Source organism: Tenacibaculum sp. DPLXC6, assembly GCF_056815515.1.
In genome coordinates, this window is the sequence record NZ_CP141806.1 from 2,329,406 (window position 1) to 2,348,906 (window position 19,501).

The following is a 19,501-nucleotide window of genomic DNA, read 5'->3' on the forward strand; positions in this document are numbered from 1 at the left end:
TTCCTTTTACTGCAACTCGATTGCAAAGATTACTTGTTACAGTTATCGCATAGACCTTTTACGACCATATTTGCTTGTTGTAGTTTGAAGTTTTCGGGAAGTTGAATTTTGGGAATAGGAACATCAAAAAGGCAGAATGTTTTATCGCAGTTTGTGCAATAAAAATGATAGTGCAAATCCTTTGGGTCGCAGTTACAGCCTTTGGCACAAACCGCATATTTGGTCATTCCAGAACCATCTTCAATGCTGTGGATGACTTTGTTTTCTTCAAATGTTTTCAGCGTTCTGAAAATCGAACTTCTGTCCGTATATGCCAATGCGTTTTCTATATCTTTCAACGATTGTGCTTTTTCTTGGCTCAAAAGATGTCGTAAAACGACAGTTCTGACTGCGGTGTTTTTTACTTTTTTTATTTTTAGGATTTCTTCTTCGGTTTGCATTTTCCTAATGTATCATTTTTTTCGAGCATTGGCGAAAAACAGCTCTTTTATTTTTTTAGCGTTGGCATTTCGCGTTGGCAAAAAAAATAAATGTGCTGTTTGTGCGGTTGGCTTTTTTAGTTCAAATGTTGAATTTTAGAACGATTTTTTGCATTATGCACAACGGTTAGTATAAGGGCAGTAGCGGATTCAAACGCAGCAACTTTCGGATAACAAGATACTTAATTAAAAGCAAAACGGTTTGAATTAAGACCCAAACCGCTATTGCTTTTATACATTGTTAGCTACTGTTTTTATTTTGAATAAGCACCCGAAGAATATGTCAATTCATAACTATGCGTGTAGATTTCAAAAACAATTCCGAATGGATCTTCTACATATACCATTTTATATGGTTTCTCATTTGGATAATATTCTCTTATTGGCATTCTCTGTTTACCACCAGCCTCAACTATTTTTTTAGTAAGATTTTCGATATCTGGGTCTTGAACACAAAAGTGAAAAAGCCCTGTGTTAAAAGGGTTAAACTCAGGTGCTTCTTTTTTTCCGTGAGGGAACGAAAAAAGCTCAATTCCAATTCCGTCAGAAGTTGACATATGAGCGATTTCAAACTCTTCCCAATTATCCCCAAAGACATCAATGCACATTTGTCCAATTGCTGTATCACTTTCTTTTTTTACTATAGATGGTTTCATAATTACGTACCATCCCATAACTTCGGAATAGAATTTTACGGCTTCCCTGATATTTGGAACTGTGATCCCAATATGTGAAAATGATTTCGGATATTTTATTTCTTTCATATAATTGTCGTTTCAAGTTTATACATTGTTAGCTACTGTTTATTTATAATAACTATTCAATAATATTGTTTATTTTTTTAATAATAATTCTGCTACCAATTCTGATGAAGCTGGGTTTTGACCAGTAATTAAATTTCCATCTTGAATAGCATAAGATGCCCAATCTTCTTTTTTAGAGTAGATTCCTCCGTTTTCTATCAACATATCTTCTACTAAAAATGGTACAACATTAGTTAGTCCAACTGCTTCTTCTTCAGTATTTGTAAAACCTGTTACTTTTTTACCTCTTACTATAGGCGTGCCATCTGCATTTTTTACACTTTTTAGTGCAGCTGGGGCATGACATACAAAGGCAATGGGCTTTTCTTGACTATTGAATTTTTCAATTAATGCAATGGATGTTTGATCGTTTGCTAAATCCCATAATGGACCATGTCCTCCTGGATAAAAGACAGCATCAAAATCGTCCGGATTCATATCTGCCAATACTTTTGTGTTTGCAATTCTTTCTTTTGCTTCAGCATCGTTATTAAAACGTTCTGTATCTTTAGTTGCAGCATCTGGCGAATCACTACTAGGATCTATTGGTGCAGCGCCTCCTTTGGGTGTTGCAATAGTAATAACTGCTCCTTTGTCTAATAAGGTGTAATACGGATTTGCAAATTCTTCAACCCAAAATCCTGTTTTTTCCCCTGTATCTCCTAATTTATCGTGAGATGTTAATACAAATAATATTTTCATTTCTTTTTGTTTTTGTAATTCAATTTTTTCTTCTGAAACTTTTTCAGGAGGTGTTTCCTTTTTTGTGTCTTTACAACTTGATGCTGTAACAACCGTTAGCAGTAATGCTATTATTTTTAATGGTTTCATAATTAACGTTAGTAAGCCATTTTTACAATTTTCTCTACGTTTTCTGGTGATAATGACTGATGTTCTCCAAGTCCTGTCCAACCACGATCTGTAAAACGCTTTTGAATTTCTTCTGCTGTACCTTCGTATTCGTTTGTGTAATCAGACAGTTTAGTGTCGATTCCTAAAGCTTTGAAAAATTCAGTTGTTTTTTCGATAGCTGCATAGGCTTTATCGTCAACACTTCCTTCTGTAATATTCCATACGCGTTCACCATATTGTACTAATTTTTCTTTTTTAGCTTCAAAATTATATGTGTAATGACTTTCTGTTATGATAGCTAATGTTCTTGCATGATCTATACCATATAAAGCCGTTAATTCGTGTCCCATTGCATGAATAGCCCAATCTGTAGGCACTCCTTTTTGAATTAATCCGTTTAATGCCATGGTACAACTCCACATAAAATTAGAAGCCGCTTTATAGTCAAAGTCATCTTTCAACACACTTGGTGCAATTTCAACTAAAGTCTGTAAGATGCTTTCAGCAAAACGATCTTGAAGTTTAGCATCTACCGAATAGGTCATATATTGCTCTAAAACATGTGTAAAAGCATCGGCTAAACCATTTTCCAATTGACGCTGCGGAATTGATTTTACGACTTCAGGATCTAGAATTGAAAATTGCGGAAACAAACCAGGTCCACCCATAGCTAGCTTTTCTTTGGTTTCTTTACGTGTAATTACAGCTCCAGAATTCATTTCAGAGCCTGTTGCTGGCAATGTTAGAACAGTTCCAAAAGGCATTCCTTTTTCGGTTCTAATGTTTTTAGTTAAAATATCCCAAGGCGTGTCTCCATCGTATATTGCCGCTGCAGATAAAAATTTAGTTCCATCAATTACAGAACCACCACCAACAGCTAATAAATAGGTGATATTTTTGGCTTTAATTACTTTTAAAGCCTCCATTAATGTTTCATATTCTGGATTTGCAGGAATACCTCCAAACTCAGTTATATCAACATTTGCTAATGCCGTTTTTACTTGGTCGTATATGCCATTCTTTTTAATACTACCTCCACCATAAAGTAATAATACTTTAGCATCTGTAGGAATTTCTTCTTTTAGTTTCTCTATTGTGTCCTTTCCAAAAATAATTTTGGTTGGGTTTTTAAATTCAAAATTGTTCATCTTCTTTTATTAATTTTTTATAGTATATTGATTATTCAATTACTGTTACTAAATCTTCTGTGCTTTTTCTAACCTTTACAAGATTTACCAACCAATCGCTATCGGCATCTCTGTAACCAATGGGTAGCATTACTGCACTACGCAAACCTTTCGCTCTTAAGTCTAATATTTCATCTAACTTATCAGCGTCAAAACCTTCTAAAGGTGTTGCATCTACGCCTTCGTAGGCAGCAGCTGTAATAGCTTGTGAAAATGCAATGTATGCTTGTCTGGCAGCATGATTAAAGTTTACTTCTGCATCTTGTTGCGGATACATTTGTAATAACTTTTGTCGGTAGTTTTCCCAACCTTCGTTTTTAAATCCTCTAATCTCGTTTGTTAAATCGAACATATAGTTAATTCTATCTTCTGTATAGGTGTCCCAAGCAGCAAAAACGAGCAGGTGAGAGCAGTCGGTTATTACAGATTGATTCCAAGCTATTGGTCTAATTTGTTCTTTAATTTTTTGATTTTTAACTACAATTATTTCAAAAGGTTGTAGACCACTTGATGTAGGAGCTAAACGAGCTGCTTCGATAATATTGTCAATTTTATCTTGAGATACTTTTTTGCCATTCATTGCTTTTGCAGCATATCTCCAGTTTAATTTGTCTAATAATTCCATTTTTTTAATTTTTTATTTATTGCTATTTTTTTTCTTTGATATTAAATATTTAAGTGCTCCTGTTGACCACAAAGCCCAGACAATTAAAACGGGTTGAAAAATCAATCTTATTAACCTTTGCCTATCCGTATTTAAGCCAAAAGAATCAATTTCATTTACATATTGATTAATATTTCCAGGAAAAATAAGAATGTAGAATATTGCTAATGCAATACCTGTTTTGATTTTTAATCTACCTCCCAAAATCATTAGTAAACCAAAAATAATTTCTACCACACCAGATGCTAACACTATAAAATCCATAAACGCTTCATCTGTTGTGATCCAAGTGGGAACTTGTGCCTGAAATTCTGTCCTAAGGAACGTTAGATGTCCTATTCCTGCATAGAGCATAAAAACACCTAACAAGATTCTCAATATGTTTTGAATGGTACTTGTTTTATTAAAATTTTTTTCCATAAGGTTTTATTTTTGAGTAGGTTTTCCTTTTGCAAGTAAGTTGATACTAGCAGATGTAATTATTGTTTTTGTTGAATTTGAATTTGCCAAGTTGATCATAGCTTGTGCAATATCTTCAGCTTCTGTAATTCTATACTTCTTTAATTTCCCGAAGAATAAAGGTTGTAGAAGTTTAATTAAAACCAACCCTATTTTTTCTCCAATACGTTTCTCTTGTCTGTCACCACCAATAATAGAAGGCTGTAAAATGTGTGTCTTTTCAATTTTTTCTGAAAGAACAGCTTGTTCCATTTCACCTTTTGTTTGGCTATAAAAAATAGAGCTTTTTGCATTTGCGCCTAATGAAGAAATGACTAAAAACACAGGCATTCCATTTGCCTTTGCAAGTTTTGCGGCAGTAACCGGAATTCCAAAATCTATCTTTTTGTATAGTTGTTTGTCTGGTGTTTTCTTGGCTGTTGTACCAATGCAACAGAATACTTCATCTGCAGTGAAATCCTTCTTGAAGTTATCTAACTCTAAAATATCTCCAACAAACTGTTTTACTTTTGAGGGCAGCCCATCAATTTCTTTTCTGGAAAACAATTTGATTGTTTTATACCTATCATCATTTAGTAGTTTTTCTAAAAGTATAGAACCTGTTAAACCAGTCGCACCTAATATAATTGCTGTTTTTTTCATTTTTAGAGTTTTATGCTGTCCCAAGCTGTTAGAAATGCTTCTTCGGTATTTGCTTTGGTCAATTGAAATTGACCTAGTTTTTGTGCCATCATTAAACTTGATATGGGATTTATCGAATAGGCATATAATATATAATCTGAAATGGGCTTAATAACTCCTTCATCCTTTCCTCGTTTCCATAGATCGAGTAGAGGTTGTAGGTGTTTTATACCTTCTTGTCTACTAGGCTCATCAATTATTGGCGTGTTATTACATTGGGTTAAAAAAAATGAATATTCACATTCATTAATATTAAATTCCGCAATTCGTTTCCAGATGAGTTCGAAGCCTGTTTTAATTGATGTATTCTCATCATAGGTATTAAAAACAAAATCTGTGTATTTCGTTTTTACTTCTAAATACGTTTGATTAACCAAGTCTTGTTTATTTTCAAAATATAAATAGATAGTTGCAGGTGAGACATTTGCCATTTTTGCAATTTTACTCATAGGAGTGGCATGGAAACCATTGTTATTTACTAATTCGATGGTTGCTTTTATAAGAGCGTTTCGTTTATCTATACTTTTTTGAAGTTTAGTCATGATGTTTTGTTTTAGGGTACAAAGATATAAAAAAAATGAATATTCATTCATTTTTAAAAAAACATCAATAATTTGATTGAATTTAAAATGAAGTAAGAAATAGTAGCTAACTAGTTTATATGCGTATATTTTAGCTTTATAGTTTCCTTTTTTGGAAGGATATGCGGAATAATAATTGTTTTTTATACGACTATGATTCAGCAATTTTTAAAAGCAATTTTTCTTCCTTATAAAAGTATCATAAAAATTATAAAGATTCAAACGGGTTTTTACAAATTCTTTCATTTCCCTATTTTTTACAAAAAATGTATTCCAGAAGAAACAACCATTTAATGAATACAAATTTTATACTCATAGAAATTTATACTCACTTTTATATTCATTTTATACTCAGTCTAAGTTTTTGATATTTAGGTTTTTATATTATTATTTTTATAGTGAGTATAAATAATACAAAAAATATATAAAAGAGAATGTAAAAAATAATTAAAGGGTGTTTTTTATAAAAAAGGTAAAAGACACGTGTCAAATTTGTGTCAAAAAAGGGTATATTTACCTAAATATTGTAAATAATAACGATTGAAAACTAGATAGTTAAGTTTTTTGATTTTTTAATACACAGTCCCACCTTTGGTACAAATTTTAGAAAGCTGAGTTTTTAACTCGGCTTTTTTATTTTGAAATTATTCAATTTGTATAGAGTTTTTATTTAATGCTTCACGAGTTTCATAAAAAATCCAATTAATAGGGTTCTGTTTGTTGTGGTTTTCTTTTCTAAGGAAACTGTTTTGTACTTAAAAACATGCTCAAGTTTTTATTCTATTTTAAAATATAATTTCTACATAGTTTTAATTTTTGGCATGTTACTTGGTAATATTTAACTGTGTATCAAAAAATGATAGACATTTAAAATCAGATCGTATGAAAAATTTTGTTTTACTACTTACTGGACTTTTACTAACGTCATTTACGATTAACGCATCAGAATCAGCCGCTTATGCTGGTGAAGGGTATTCCAATTATGGGAAATCATTCATTTTTACAGAAGCAGGTATTGAATTTGCTGTGTATCCAGATGGTCAATTCGATTTCTATTTGAATGGCTCAAGAAGAGGAGTTAATATTAATTTTAATGCTCCTGGAGTAAATATAAGTTTTAATTCAGGCTACAATTATGATCCATTTGTACAATATGATGATTATGGTGCGGTAGTTCAAATTGAAGATATTCCAATTTTTTATGATCATTATGGTAGAATAGTACAGGCAGGTGATGTGTATATTAGATATAATCGTTGGGGAAGAGTATCTCGAGTTGGTGGGTTGTTTGTTCACTATAATAGTTATGGGAACTTCTTAAATTGTACTGGATATATCAACAGCTTTAATAGATATTATGTGTATAGACCTTTTCACAGATATTTTGCAGCCCCTGTAGTTGATAGGTGCGTGGTTTGGAATCGCCCATATAGAAGATTCTATTCTCCATATAGGTATTCGTATTCGGTATATAGAAACAATTATTATGATGGGTATTACAATAGGTCATATAGAAACCGTAGTTATTATAGGCCAGGGAATAGTGTAAGAAATTTTAACAGAGGGCGTAGGCTTACCAATGCGAGAAATGTGAATTTTAGATCGAAAGATCATAGAAGAACAATGTATCAAAGAAACGATCGTAACTATCGTGAAAATACTAGAGAGAATTCTAGAGTAGCAAATAATAATGGAGATTATAGCAGAAATAGATCTCGCACAGTAGCAAGAAATACTAGAACAGTTTCTAGAGAAAGAGGAGGTAATAATTCTATTTCAAGAAGAACTCCAAGTACAAGAGAAAGAAACAGAAATAGGGTAGCTGAGAAATCTAATACTAGAACATCAAAATATAATAGACCTACAAGAACGTACAATAGATCTAAAAGAAATGTTCAAACAAAAAGTACAAGAGGATATTCTAGAGAACGTTCTACAAGTGCAACAAATAGAGATAAAAGAAGTTATAAAAGTAGAGGGAATTCGTCAAGATCCAATACTAAAATAAATAGAAGTAGAAATTTTAACAGATCAAAAGAAAACGTTTCAAAATCAAGAGAGGTTAGAAGCAGAAGATAAAAATGACGCCTACAGAGTTTAGAAAAAGAAACTTATGACTTTTTTATAAAACGAATCGCTTCTTTAAACTCTTCAGGAGTGTTAATGTTTCTAATAAGGTTATCATCAACTTCAATAATTTCTACATCAGAGTTAATTAACATTTTACGAGGGCAAGAATACCCTTGCGCTAAATACTGAAGTAGTTTTCCGTAAGCCTTTGGCTCGTAAATGGTAATTAATGGTTCAGGAAATTCTTTGTTTTTTCCTTTGATTGCTGTAGCAACTTTACTTGGGTTTCTTTTCTGTAAAAGTAAAGAGATAAGTTCGTTATTTACAAAAGGAACATCAGTTGCTAGCACTAACCAAGCTGTATTTGGATTCTTTTGAAAAGCAGAACAGATACCTCCAAAAGGTCCCAAGTTTAAAAAGGTGTCGTGAATTTCATTTTCTTTTTCAGAAGGTTTTTGAACAGAAAAGAAAGTGTCTAAAGAACAGTTTTCTAATAACTCTTTAGCGTATTGTTTTTGAGGTTTTCCAAAATAACTTAATTCTGATTTGTCACTACCCATTCGAGTACTTTTTCCACCAACTAATACTAAACCTTTCACAGGAGCGATATATTCTTCAATCAAATTTTGAATATGCTGTGTAATTTCATCCACTTGGTCAATTGTGTAGCTAGTAATGTTTTTTATATGTGGAAAACGTTTTAGTAAACAATCAAAATAGGTTGAATTTTCATTCAATAGAACTACAAACTGAATATTTGTTAATTGGTCTAGTCGTTTTTTTACTGAGGCTTCTTTTTCATCATCTAAAATTAAAATTTGTTTTGCTCCTTGGTAATGATTTCCGTTAATAAAGACAAAATCGTGATTGTAAAACTGTAAACGTTGTTCGTACTTGTTTACAGGTGAAGAAGTATTTATTTGTAAATTTCCTTCATGATGAAAGGTGTATTCAGTTAGTGTATTTTGCTCAACATCTTTAGCATGTGATGCATCAAAATATCCTAAGTTATAGTTTGACAATTTTTTTGAAACGTTATGAACTAAATCAGCGATAACCCCACACTTAGTTCCTAAAATAGCTACTTCATTAGGAGCAAAATTATCATTATGTTTTTTAACTAAGTTTGTATGTTTAGTATGCTTCTTATCCATTTTTTATATCTGATTTTCCACCTGTTTTTTCTACTAACTTTACTTCTTTAATTACCATTTTTTGACTGATAGCTTTACACATATCATAAATAGTTAAACAAGTTGCTGAAGCTCCAGTAAGAGCTTCCATTTCTACTCCTGTTTTACCTTCGATGGTTACTTTACAAAAAACCTCCACATGCTCGTCGTCTATAATATTGATGTCAATATCCACACCATTGATTAACAAAGGATGGCACATTGGGATGATATCAGAAGTTTTTTTCACAGCTTGAATTCCGGCAATAATAGCAGTTTGAAAAACAGGCCCTTTTTTAGTGATGAGTTCATCATTGGTAAAATGACTCACAATTTCTGAACCTAAAAACATAGTAGCTTTAGCAATGGCTATACGTTTCGTGATTTTTTTATCAGAAACATTTACCATTTTAGGTTGGTTTTGTTCGTTTATGTGGGAAAAATTACTCACTCTGTATAAATTTTAAATGTTGAGTTTTTAATTTTTAGTTAAACTCGATACGTTAGTATCGGAAAAACACTTCCTTTTTTAAATTCTATTTCTTCGGTTTTGGGGAGTTCTATAAAGCCATCAGCTTCTACCAAGCTAGCTAAATCGCCTGAACCATTTCCTTGTATTGGTGTTGCGTATACTTGTCCATTTTCAGAAGTTAATTTTACTTGCATAAAACAGCTTAAGTTAGGTTTAAAAGTAATGTTTTCTGCTAAAATTGCTGTTTTTTCTTCAGAATGTAATTCTGCCGATGTTAAATACCAAGGGTAAAAATATACCATACAGTTTACAAAAGTTGAAACTGGGTTTCCTGGAAAAGCGAACACATTGCAGTTGTCTGTGGTGCCAAACCAAAAAGGTTTACCAGGTCGTTGCGAAACTCTGTGGAATAATTTTTGAACGCCCAATTCATCTAAAACTTCAGGTAGAAAATCAAACTTTCCTTTGCTTACAGCACCGCTAAATAGAAGTACATCGTATTGTTTTAAATACGATTCAATTTTTTCTTTTAAAATTGATTTTTCATCAGTAATATGGGCTGTTTCTGCTGGAATTTTTAAATTGTTCAATAAGGAAACTAACGTATATACATTACTTCTACGAATTTGGTGGTCTAACGGATTTTCATTTACATCAACCAATTCATCACCAGTAGAAACAATCATTACTTTAGGTTGTTTGGCAACTTTTACAGTAGCTTTACCTACTGTAGCCAGCACTCCAATTTCAGCAGCGGAAATTATAGTGTTCTTTTTTATTAGAACTGTACCTTTACTTTTATCGGAACCTTTTCTGTGAATATTCTGTCCTTCTTTGATCTCATCAACATTAACTGTAGCTATTTGTGTATTAATATCAATATCTTCATAACGAATTACCGTATCAGTATTTTTAGGTAATACAGCTCCTGTCATAACCTCATAACAGTTGGCTGCATTATCCAGTGTTTTTTGTGGACTTCCAGCAGCTTGGATTCCTTCTATTTTAAAATCGCGAATACCGTGCTCAAAAAAACGATAGTTGATTGCAATACCATCCATGGCCACTCGGTTGAAAGGAGGGAAATCTCTGTCAGCAACAATATCTTCTTTTAAAACCCTTCCAATAGCTTGTAAAAACGGAACTTCTTCAATTCCGAAATCTTGTGTGTTTTCTAAAATTATATGTTTTGCTTCTTCTACTGTAATCATTAATTAGTTTTAAATTTTTAATGTTTAGTCTTTAGTTTGCATTTTAAATACTGAAACTTCTATTACTACATTAACTCATTAAACTATTTTTTCATTAGTCTATCCTCCAATGGTACTCATACTTTCGGTTACGTTTCCTTTTCTATTTGCTTCAGCCACAAAACCATTTTCAGGTTTTTCTTTTATCAATGATAAAAACAAGGCTTTTAAATCTTCATTACTTGCACCATTTCTAATAAAGTCACGCAAGTTAAAAACACCATCATCAAACAAACAGTTCTTAAAAGTTCCAGTTGAGGTAATTCTAATTCGATTACAATCATTACAAATAGTACGGGTGAATGCAGGAATAATTCCTACAGTTCCTTTGTGGTTTTCTATAGAAAAATTTCTAGAAGTAGATGATTTTTTTGAAGGTAGCTTAGTTACAGTGAACTGAGACTGAATTTCACCTAAGATTTTATTGTAGTTCCAAACTTCTTCCGAGTTTCGTTGTCCTTTACCATTAAAAGGCATTTCTTCAATAAAACGTACGGCAATGTTTTTATCTTTAGTAAGCTTTACAAAATCGTTAATTTCATCAGTATTAAATCCAGACTGCACAACTACATTTAACTTCAAATTCAACGAACTTTTTTCTAATAATTCAAACGTTTTATATACTTCTGGGAAAACATCTCTACGAGTAATTTTAGCAAACTTTTCAGGATGTAAACTATCAATACTTAAATTAATGTTTTTTACCTTTTTAAGGTTTTCTATTGTTTTGATATGTTTAGAAATAAGAGCTCCGTTTGTTGTAATATTTATATCATCTAACAAGTCATTATAAGACAACATTTCTAAAAAAGAAACAAAATCTTTTCTTACAAAAGGCTCTCCTCCTGTTAAACGAACTTTGTTAACACCCAACTCAGTAAGTACTCGAATTATTCGGTACATTTCTTTGTAGGTAAGTAGCTCTTTACGAGGTACAATATCAATTCCTTGAGCAGGCATACAATATTGACAACGTAAGTTACAGCGGTCGGTTACTGCTAAACGAACGTAGTTGATTTGTCTTCCAAAATTATCTATGAGTTTGCTCATAGTGTAAAGGTACGGATTAATCAATCAATTTTTCCTGTCATATGTCATGGTTTTGTTGAAAGATAATACAGACGTTCCCAAATTAAAGCCTACACAATTCTCATTTTTTTAAGGAGAAAAGAAGCATTCATGTTTTTGCAAGTTCCAGGTTTTATGGTGTAATCGAAAAACAATTCATTATTTACAATTTCAGCATCAAAATAATAATTAAGTATTTGAGGGTACTCTTTGGCGAGTTCGCACAAACTTACATCGTGAGTAGCTATAATTCCAGTAGATTTTGAACGTGTAAGTTTTTCAACAAATTTTCTAGAGCCTGATGCTTTATCTTTACTGTTTGTCCCTTTTAAAATTTCATCAAGAATAATAAAATAGCGATCGGTTTCAATAGTGTCAACAATAAATTTTAACCGTTTTAGTTCCGAATAAAAATAAGACTCATCCTCGGTTAATGAGTCAGATGTTCGCATACTTGTAATTAATTTTATAGGTGTGTATTGATAATTAGTGGCGCATACAGGCAGCCCACAGTTTGCCATGACTATGGATAAGGAAACGGTACGCAAAAATGTGCTTTTTCCTGCCATGTTAGCACCAGTTATAATAAAAAATTGCCCTTTAGAAATCGTAAAATCATTGTCAACTCTTTTTGAAGATTTCAAAAGTGGATGTCCAAGGTTTTGAGCAATAATACCGTTGTTTTCTTTTTGAAGAGTAGGGAAAGTAAAAGTAGGATGATTAAAAACGAAATTGGCAAAAGAGTTATAAGCATCGAAAAAATTTACAACGTTAAACCACTCATCGGTAGTTTCTCTATAGGAAAGAATCCATTTTTCTACTCTTATAGCAAGGGTAATATCCCATAAAAACAAGCCATTTCCAATAATAGCAATAACAATATTATTACGTTGATCGAAAGTGTCTAAAATTTTAGAAAACTCTTTAAAAATAACAGAAGCTTTTTTTGTTTTAGTAGCTATTTTTTGTTGCTTTTCTTTTAGAAGAGCAGAAGTAAAAGTTTCTTTTTCAATTTGTTCCAGAAGCAAATAATACTGTTTAAAAGTATCTTTAGCTTTACTCGATGAGGTGTAAATATGTTGTGTTTTTTTAATATGGAAGATTGTAATTGTTAGACCGATAAAAAACCAAATTAAAACAACTGAAAAAGGAATAGCGTTAAAAACCAATAAGACTATTAAAGTTATTGAAATGATTGAAAAAAACATAGAAACCCATTTTAAAGCAGTTGCTAGTTTTGACTCATAGTTGATTAACCATTTTGTGATCACTGAGGATTCTTGAGTGGTTGACGAAACTAAATGTGCTAGTGAAGTAAAATGTTGTCGCCAATGAATCTTTTCAGATAATTCTTTAAGTGCTTTTTGCTTTTCTTCAATAAAAGAAATTGAATTACTAGTTAATAAGGAAGCTAGTAATTTTTTACCATTGGTTGTTGCAGTTCTATTTATATATTGAAAAAAGGATCCCTTTCCGAATAAATCAATGTCATTGCTATAATAATGGGTAGAATTTGTAAACTCTGTTCCTTCAGGAAGTGATTCAAAACGACCATTAAGAACATCAATTTCTAGTTGATTTTTGTCTTTTTTAAGTTGAAGAATGGTACGTTTTTCTTTTATATGTTGATGTTGTATAACTAAAATAGCAAAGAGTAAAACTCCAATAAATCCAATTATAAATGGTATGTAGGTTTGATGGAAGGTTAAATAAACTCCAAAAGAAAAGCCTAAAAAAACAAATAGCCTGAGTATTCTTATAAAGGTTATTTTACTATTTATTTTTGAAAGTTGAACAGCTAAATCTTTCAGCTCTTTATTGTAAAAATCTTGAGGTTGTTGCATTTTTAATTGAAAAGGATAAATGTAAAGCATTACAACAAATATCTTTTAATAAAATCGTATTTTCGTTGTATGCCAACATCACTCGAACTTCAAATAAAAACACTACCAAATTTGCCAGGAGTTTATCAATATTTTGATAAAGATGACACGATTATTTATGTTGGGAAAGCGAAGAATTTAAAGAAACGAGTTTCGTCTTATTTTACTAAGAATCATGAGAATGGTAAAACGCGAGTTTTAGTAAAAAAAATTGTTCGAATAGAACATGTGGTAGTTGATACAGAAACAGATGCATTACTACTTGAAAATAATCTAATAAAAAAATATAAACCTCGATATAATGTTTTATTAAAAGACGATAAGACATATCCATGGATTTGTATTAAAAAGGAACGATTTCCACGTATATTTTCTACAAGAAGAGTTGTTAAAGATGGGTCAGAGTATTTTGGACCTTATACAAATGTACGAACAGTGCATGCGTTGTTAGATTTAATTAAAGAGTTGTATCCATTAAGAACGTGTAATTATGATTTAAGTCAAGAAAAAATTGATGCTGATAAATACAAAGTTTGTTTAGAATATCACTTAGGAAATTGTAAAGGACCATGTGAAGGGTATCAAACTGAGGAAGATTATTTAGATGATATAAGAGCTATTAGAAATATTATTAAAGGAAACTTTAAAGAGAGTTTACAGCAGTTTGAAAAAATAATGCTTGACTTTGCTGCAGATATGCGGTTTGAAGAAGCACAAAAAATCAAAGAAAAATTAGCGTCTTTACAGAATTATCAAGCAAAATCAACGATTGTAAACCCGTCTATAAATAATGTAGACGTGTTTTCTATCATTTCTGATGAATCTCATGGATATGCAAACTTTTTCAAAATAATGAATGGCTCAATAGTGCAATCTTATACCACAGAGATTAAGAAAAAACTAGAGGAAACAGATAAGGAGCTTCTTGAGTTATTTATTATTGAAACTCGTCAGCGCTTTAATTCTTTGTCAAGAGAAATTTTCGTTCCGTTTAAAGTGAATGTGGGTAAAGATGTTAAAGTTACAATACCAAAATTAGGAGACAAAAAACGTATTGTAGAACTGTCTGAACGTAACGCAAAGTTTTATCGTCAAGAACAGTTTAAACAAATAAAAATTGTAGATCCAGACCGTCATGTAAAAAGAATTATGACGCAAATGCAAAAAGATTTACGATTAGGAAAAGAACCACGCCATATTGAATGTTTTGATAACTCAAATATCCAAGGAACAAATCCAGTTGCTGCGTGTGTGGTTTTTAAAGATGGAAAACCAAGTAAAAAAGACTATCGTCACTTTAATATAAAAACAGTAGAAGGTCCTGACGATTTTGCATCGATGGAAGAAGTCGTATACCGAAGGTATAAGCGATTATTAGACGAAGAACAACCTTTACCACAATTAATAGTTATTGATGGGGGTAAAGGGCAATTATCCTCTGCTTTAAAAAGTTTAGATGCTTTAGGTTTAAGAGGAAAAATAGCCATTATTGGTATAGCAAAAAGACTGGAAGAGATTTTTTATCCTGGAGATCCAGTTCCGTTATACCTAGATAAAAAGTCTGAAACGCTTAAAATTATTCAATATCTACGTAATGAAGCACACCGTTTTGGAATTACTTTCCATAGAAACAAACGAAGTAAAAGTGCAATACAATCAGAATTAGAACAAATTCCTGATATAGGAAAGCAAACCATCACTAATTTATTACGTAAGTTTAAATCAGCTAAAAGAGTTAAAGCTGCCACTTTTGAAGAATTAAAAGAAGTGGTTGGAAATGCTAGAGCTCAAAAAATATACAAACACTATCAAAAAAAAGAAGAATGAAAAAGTTGCTAATTTTATTATTACTACCAGCATATATGTTGGCACAAGATCAACCCAAGGTAGGGCTGGTGCTTAGTGGAGGTGGAGCAAAAGGAATTGCGCATATTGGTATATTAAAAGAACTCGAAAAAGCAGGAGTACAGGTAGATTACATTGGTGGTACAAGTATGGGAGCTATTGTTGGTGGACTGTATGCTTCTGGATATACAGCGGAACAAATTGAAGAAGCTGTTCTTGAAACAGATTTTATGGATTTGTTACAAGATAAAGTTTCTAGAAGAGAAAAGCCTTTTTTTAGAAAAGAACATGGAGAAAAATATGCTATTTCTTTACCCATTAAAAAAGGAAATTTAGGGTTGCCCTTAGGTTTATCAAAAGGACAAAACGTGCTTAATTTTTTAACAGAGTTATTAGCTCCTGTTGATGAGGTTACTGACTTTTCAAAGCTCCCAATCCCTTTTTATTGTATAGGAACTAATATTGAAACAGGAGAAGAAGAAGTTTTAGAAAGCGGATCATTACCTCTAGCTTTAAGGGCAAGTGCTGCGTTTCCTTCGTTGTTAAATCCAGTGGATATTGATGGAAAGTTATTGGTAGATGGAGGAGTTGTAAACAATTTCCCTGTTGATGTAATGAAAAAAAAAGACGTAGATATTGTTATTGGTGTTAGCGTACAAGGAGAGTTGTTAAAAAGAGAAGAATTAGTGTCTGTAGCTTCGTTATTGTTACAGATTATTAATTTTCAGATGTATAAAAAGTCTGATGAACAGGTAGAATTATTAGACATTTATATAAGACCAAATGTTATAGACTACAGTGTGATTTCATTTGATGTAAAGAATGAAATTTTAGCAGAAGGAGAAAAAACAGCAAAAAAGTACAGGGTAGTTTTTGATAGTATTGCAAAAATGCAACCTAAAAAAAAGAAAATCTCTAAAATATCACCTAAAGGAAAAAGGTTTTTGGTTGATAGAATTATTATAAAAGGAAATAAAAACTACACAAATAACTATATTTTAGGAAAGTTACAGTTAAGAGAAGGTGATAGTGTTTCATATAAAGAAATTTCTAAAAAAATTAATACACTTACAGCGTCAAAAAACTTTAAAAGAATTGATTATCATTTTGAAAAATCTTTTCAAGGAAAAAAGCTTGAACTAACCGTTAAAGAAGAAAAAATACAATCGTATTTAAGATTAGGTTTACACTATGATTTACTTTATAAATCAGCAGTATTATTAAACTACAATCATAAAAAAATGCTTTTTCAAAATGATGAATTTTCTTTGGATGTTGGCGTAGGGGACAAAATTAGATATAACGTTGAGTATTTTATTGATAATGGCCTATTACCAAGTTATGGTTTTAGAACAAGGTATAATGTATTTAACAGCGATTTTATATATGATACAGGCCTTATAAATGGAAAATATAGAGATTTCTCAACTTCGTTATACCTACAAACAACATTTGATAAAAAATTTGCCATAGGTGTAGGTGCAGAACATAAAAATATTAATGCAAGTACAAAAAATATTTCAACAGAAGGTAAAGAAGACTTTTTTGATAATAGTAATTACATAAATACCTATGCTTTCTTAAAGTTAGATACCTATGATAAAGAAATGTTCCCAAAGAAAGGTTTTTATGCAGATATAGGGTTTAAATGGTTCTTATGGTCCGATAGAAACAATAGGCTAGATGAATTAATAGAAAATAGCGAACCTTTTCATCAGTTTTCTCAATTAGGCGGAACGTTAGGCTTTGCAACAACTTTTTACGATAAACTAACATTTCAATATACTTCTCAAGCAGGATATACGCTAGGAAAAAAATCATTTGAAATATTTGATTATCATTTAGGAGGTTATAATCAAAACTATATTAATAACTTCATTCCAATGTATGGTTATGATACTGGCGGGTTAAATAATCAATCTTATTTAAGATCAGAGTTTAATCTACGTTATGAAGTGTATAAAAAGCATTATGCAATGTTTATAGCTAATTATGCACGTGTAGAAGAGGATATATTTGAGGATGGTGATTTGTTTAAAAATACTAAGTCAGGATATGCTGTTGGATATAGTGTAGAAACATTTTTAGGACCTATAGAGTTAAAGTACACATGGTCTCCAGATCATTCGGAGCATTACTGGTTATTTAACCTTGGCTTTTGGTTTTAGAGATAAAAAAATCCCGTATCAGATGATACGGGATTTTTATTTCATAATAAGATTGCCTTACTTACTTTTTTTATTCTTTTTTAAATAGAACTTATATTGTAAGTACTGGTAAGCATCTCTAGGTAATATTTTAATCCACTTTTTATGTTGAACAAACCATTTAAAACGGATTGAGTTAACGCCTTTTGTTAAATAAGCAGCTATAAACGGATGCACATTTAATGTGATTTCTTTATATTTTTTACCGCTATTTAATATGCGTTCTAATTCTGCTTCTATTTTGTCTAAAAGAACAATAGGAGCTTCAACCTCTCCATTTTTATTTGGGTTTGGTTCACGTGTTTTTATCTCTAATTCAGGTCGTACACGTTGTCTTGTAATTTGAACTAAACCAAATTTACTTGGAGGTAAAATTTTATGTTTAGTACGGTCTAAAGACATTGCATCTTTTAAATGTTGATATAATTTCTGTCTGTTTTCAGCAGACTTCATATCAATAAAGTCAACAACAATAATCCCACCCATATCTCGTAACTGTAATTGACGAGCTATTTCACTGGCAGCAATTAAATTGACTTCTAAGGCAGTTTCTTCTTGGTTTAAGGATTTGTTAGAACGATTACCACTATTTACATCTATAACATGCAAAGCTTCGGTATGTTCAATAACTAAATATGCTCCTTTACTCATTGAAACTGTTTTACCAAACGATGTTTTTATTTGTCGCTCAATACCGTATTTTTCAAAAATAGGTACATCAGAACGATGGTGCCTTACAATATTTTCCTTTTCAGGGTATATTTCTTGTAAGTACTCTTTAATTTCAACCTTAAGAGTTTCATCATTGGTTACTATACTTGTAAAAGAATCGTTCATTACATCTCTTAAGATAGAAGATGCTCTGTTTAACTCACTTAATATTTTTGTTGGAGTATTGTTATTAGCTATGCGTTTACACATAGTCTTCCAACGGTCAAGTGAGTTTTGTAAATCTTTGTCAAGTTCTGCTACCTTTTTACCTTCGGCAACAGTACGTAAAATAAGTCCAAACCCTTTTGGTCTGATACTTTTTGCTAATTTTTTTAAACGCTCCTTTTCTTTCGGATCTGCTATTTTTTGCGATACCGATATACGGTTAGAAAAAGGAACTAAAACTAAAAATCTACCTGCAATAGAAAGTTCCGAACTAATACGCGGACCTTTGGTAGAAATAGGTTCTTTTACAATTTGTACTAATAAATTTTGACCTGATTTTAGTACGTCGTTAATACTCCCATCTTTGTTGATATCTTCTTCAAAGCGAAAGTTTTTTAAAGTGAATTCTTTGTAATTACCTGTGCTTACTTTCTTAATGAATTTGTTTAAAGATTGTACTTGTGGACCTAAATCGTGGTAGTGTAAAAAACCATCTTTAGGGTATCCAACATTTACAAAAGCGGCATTTAAACCAGTCATCACTTTTCCTATTTTGGCAAGAAAAATATCCCCAACTGAAAAATTATTGTCGCTTGTTTCTTTGTTTAACTCAATAAGTTTACCATCTCTTAGTAAGGCGAAATCAATATCAGAAGAATTGGAACGAATTATTAATTCTGTTTTCATTCTGAATATGGTTTTGTGCCAACGTAAAATTTACGAAGACGGATTAAAATTTGTAAACAGGTATATGTTTATACCATTTTTAAGGTGTTAAAACCTTAATGTCAATGAACGTAACTTATAAAAGCAACGAAAAAGTAAGCTAATGCTTACTTTTTCTTATGGCGATTTGCTCTTGCTCTTTTCTTTCTTTTGTGTGTAGAGATCTTAGCTCTCTTTCTTTTTTTACCACTTGGCATAGTTAAAATGTTTTGTAAAACCTTAAAGG

At 31.4% G+C, this 19,501-nt stretch carries 17 protein-coding genes; 3 read left to right on the top strand and 14 right to left on the bottom strand.

What is annotated here, in order from left to right:
• Positions 1–29: 29 nt before the first annotated feature.
• From VCM48_RS10525 to VCM48_RS10560, 8 genes are all read right to left on the bottom strand, one after another.
• On the bottom strand, positions 30–440 hold the full coding sequence (locus tag VCM48_RS10525; protein ID WP_034647249.1) for a Fur family transcriptional regulator: 411 nt from the start codon (positions 438–440) through the stop codon (positions 30–32).
• A 293-nt stretch (positions 441–733) separates the two neighbouring features.
• On the bottom strand, positions 734–1,243 hold the full coding sequence (locus tag VCM48_RS10530; protein ID WP_121848452.1) for a lactoylglutathione lyase family protein: 510 nt from the start codon (positions 1,241–1,243) through the stop codon (positions 734–736).
• 69 nt (positions 1,244–1,312) lie between these two features.
• The gene (locus VCM48_RS10535; protein ID WP_482270478.1) at positions 1,313–2,113 is read right to left on the bottom strand and encodes a type 1 glutamine amidotransferase domain-containing protein; all 801 of its coding nucleotides are present in this window, start codon (positions 2,111–2,113) and stop codon (positions 1,313–1,315) included.
• 8 nt (positions 2,114–2,121) lie between these two features.
• Positions 2,122–3,282 (bottom strand): iron-containing alcohol dehydrogenase, encoded by a 1,161-nt coding sequence (locus VCM48_RS10540; RefSeq protein WP_090294709.1) that lies wholly within the window; start codon positions 3,280–3,282, stop codon positions 2,122–2,124.
• A gap of 31 nt (positions 3,283–3,313) precedes the next feature.
• Positions 3,314–3,946 (bottom strand): NAD(P)H-dependent oxidoreductase, encoded by a 633-nt coding sequence (locus VCM48_RS10545; RefSeq protein WP_090294707.1) that lies wholly within the window; start codon positions 3,944–3,946, stop codon positions 3,314–3,316.
• A gap of 12 nt (positions 3,947–3,958) precedes the next feature.
• On the bottom strand, positions 3,959–4,405 hold the full coding sequence (locus VCM48_RS10550) for a DoxX family protein (RefSeq protein WP_299032872.1): 447 nt from the start codon (positions 4,403–4,405) through the stop codon (positions 3,959–3,961).
• A gap of 6 nt (positions 4,406–4,411) precedes the next feature.
• Positions 4,412–5,086 (bottom strand): NAD(P)H-binding protein, encoded by a 675-nt coding sequence (locus VCM48_RS10555; protein ID WP_090294701.1) that lies wholly within the window; start codon positions 5,084–5,086, stop codon positions 4,412–4,414.
• Between the two features lie 2 nt (positions 5,087–5,088).
• Complete coding sequence (locus VCM48_RS10560; protein WP_090294699.1) at positions 5,089–5,667, bottom strand: TetR/AcrR family transcriptional regulator; 579 nt, start codon at positions 5,665–5,667, stop codon at positions 5,089–5,091.
• A 921-nt stretch (positions 5,668–6,588) separates the two neighbouring features.
• Here VCM48_RS10560 and VCM48_RS10565 point away from each other — a divergent pair.
• Positions 6,589–7,785: a hypothetical protein gene (locus tag VCM48_RS10565; RefSeq protein ID WP_482270479.1), complete on the top strand. Its 1,197-nt coding sequence runs from the start codon at positions 6,589–6,591 to the stop codon at positions 7,783–7,785.
• Between the two features lie 32 nt (positions 7,786–7,817).
• Here VCM48_RS10565 and VCM48_RS10570 read toward each other — a convergent pair whose 3' ends face one another.
• The 5 genes from VCM48_RS10570 to VCM48_RS10590 form a co-directional block, all read right to left on the bottom strand.
• Positions 7,818–8,930 (bottom strand): NTP transferase domain-containing protein, encoded by a 1,113-nt coding sequence (locus VCM48_RS10570; RefSeq protein WP_482270480.1) that lies wholly within the window; start codon positions 8,928–8,930, stop codon positions 7,818–7,820.
• Complete coding sequence (moaC, locus tag VCM48_RS10575) at positions 8,923–9,399, bottom strand: cyclic pyranopterin monophosphate synthase MoaC (RefSeq protein ID WP_482270481.1); 477 nt, start codon at positions 9,397–9,399, stop codon at positions 8,923–8,925. Before moaC ends, VCM48_RS10570 begins: the two co-directional genes overlap by 8 nt.
• Positions 9,400–9,437: 38 nt before the next feature.
• On the bottom strand, positions 9,438–10,631 hold the full coding sequence (locus VCM48_RS10580; protein ID WP_482270482.1) for a molybdopterin molybdotransferase MoeA: 1,194 nt from the start codon (positions 10,629–10,631) through the stop codon (positions 9,438–9,440).
• A 99-nt stretch (positions 10,632–10,730) separates the two neighbouring features.
• Entirely contained in the window at positions 10,731–11,720 is a 990-nt protein-coding gene (moaA, locus tag VCM48_RS10585; protein WP_482270483.1) for a GTP 3',8-cyclase MoaA, read from the bottom strand.
• Positions 11,721–11,809: 89 nt separating this feature from the next.
• Positions 11,810–13,582 (bottom strand): MutS-related protein, encoded by a 1,773-nt coding sequence (locus VCM48_RS10590; protein WP_274638924.1) that lies wholly within the window; start codon positions 13,580–13,582, stop codon positions 11,810–11,812.
• A 69-nt stretch (positions 13,583–13,651) separates the two neighbouring features.
• Between VCM48_RS10590 and uvrC the strand changes: the two genes are divergently transcribed.
• Together uvrC and VCM48_RS10600 are read left to right on the top strand one after the other, a co-directional pair.
• Positions 13,652–15,448: an excinuclease ABC subunit UvrC gene (gene uvrC / locus VCM48_RS10595; protein WP_482270484.1), complete on the top strand. Its 1,797-nt coding sequence runs from the start codon at positions 13,652–13,654 to the stop codon at positions 15,446–15,448.
• Positions 15,445–17,634 (top strand): patatin-like phospholipase family protein, encoded by a 2,190-nt coding sequence (locus tag VCM48_RS10600; RefSeq protein ID WP_482270485.1) that lies wholly within the window; start codon positions 15,445–15,447, stop codon positions 17,632–17,634. Before uvrC ends, VCM48_RS10600 begins: the two co-directional genes overlap by 4 nt.
• A gap of 57 nt (positions 17,635–17,691) precedes the next feature.
• Here the strand turns inward: VCM48_RS10600 and VCM48_RS10605 are convergent, their stop codons facing one another.
• Complete coding sequence (locus tag VCM48_RS10605; protein WP_099214862.1) at positions 17,692–19,236, bottom strand: Rne/Rng family ribonuclease; 1,545 nt, start codon at positions 19,234–19,236, stop codon at positions 17,692–17,694.
• Positions 19,237–19,501: the final 265 nt, after the last annotated feature.

Coding starts and splice junctions, on each gene's coding strand:
- VCM48_RS10525 (WP_034647249.1), bottom strand. CDS start 440: ATGCAAACCGAAGAAGAAATCCTAAAAATAAAAAAAGTAAAAAACACC.
- VCM48_RS10530 (WP_121848452.1), bottom strand. CDS start 1,243: ATGAAAGAAATAAAATATCCGAAATCATTTTCACATATTGGGATCACA.
- VCM48_RS10535 (WP_482270478.1), bottom strand. CDS start 2,113: ATGAAACCATTAAAAATAATAGCATTACTGCTAACGGTTGTTACAGCA.
- VCM48_RS10540 (WP_090294709.1), bottom strand. CDS start 3,282: ATGAACAATTTTGAATTTAAAAACCCAACCAAAATTATTTTTGGAAAG.
- VCM48_RS10545 (WP_090294707.1), bottom strand. CDS start 3,946: ATGGAATTATTAGACAAATTAAACTGGAGATATGCTGCAAAAGCAATG.
- VCM48_RS10550 (WP_299032872.1), bottom strand. CDS start 4,405: ATGGAAAAAAATTTTAATAAAACAAGTACCATTCAAAACATATTGAGA.
- VCM48_RS10555 (WP_090294701.1), bottom strand. CDS start 5,086: ATGAAAAAAACAGCAATTATATTAGGTGCGACTGGTTTAACAGGTTCT.
- VCM48_RS10560 (WP_090294699.1), bottom strand. CDS start 5,667: ATGACTAAACTTCAAAAAAGTATAGATAAACGAAACGCTCTTATAAAA.
- VCM48_RS10565 (WP_482270479.1), top strand. CDS start 6,589: ATGAAAAATTTTGTTTTACTACTTACTGGACTTTTACTAACGTCATTT.
- VCM48_RS10570 (WP_482270480.1), bottom strand. CDS start 8,930: ATGGATAAGAAGCATACTAAACATACAAACTTAGTTAAAAAACATAAT.
- VCM48_RS10580 (WP_482270482.1), bottom strand. CDS start 10,631: ATGATTACAGTAGAAGAAGCAAAACATATAATTTTAGAAAACACACAA.
- moaA (WP_482270483.1), bottom strand. CDS start 11,720: ATGAGCAAACTCATAGATAATTTTGGAAGACAAATCAACTACGTTCGT.
- VCM48_RS10590 (WP_274638924.1), bottom strand. CDS start 13,582: ATGCAACAACCTCAAGATTTTTACAATAAAGAGCTGAAAGATTTAGCT.
- uvrC (WP_482270484.1), top strand. CDS start 13,652: ATGCCAACATCACTCGAACTTCAAATAAAAACACTACCAAATTTGCCA.
- VCM48_RS10600 (WP_482270485.1), top strand. CDS start 15,445: ATGAAAAAGTTGCTAATTTTATTATTACTACCAGCATATATGTTGGCA.
- VCM48_RS10605 (WP_099214862.1), bottom strand. CDS start 19,236: ATGAAAACAGAATTAATAATTCGTTCCAATTCTTCTGATATTGATTTC.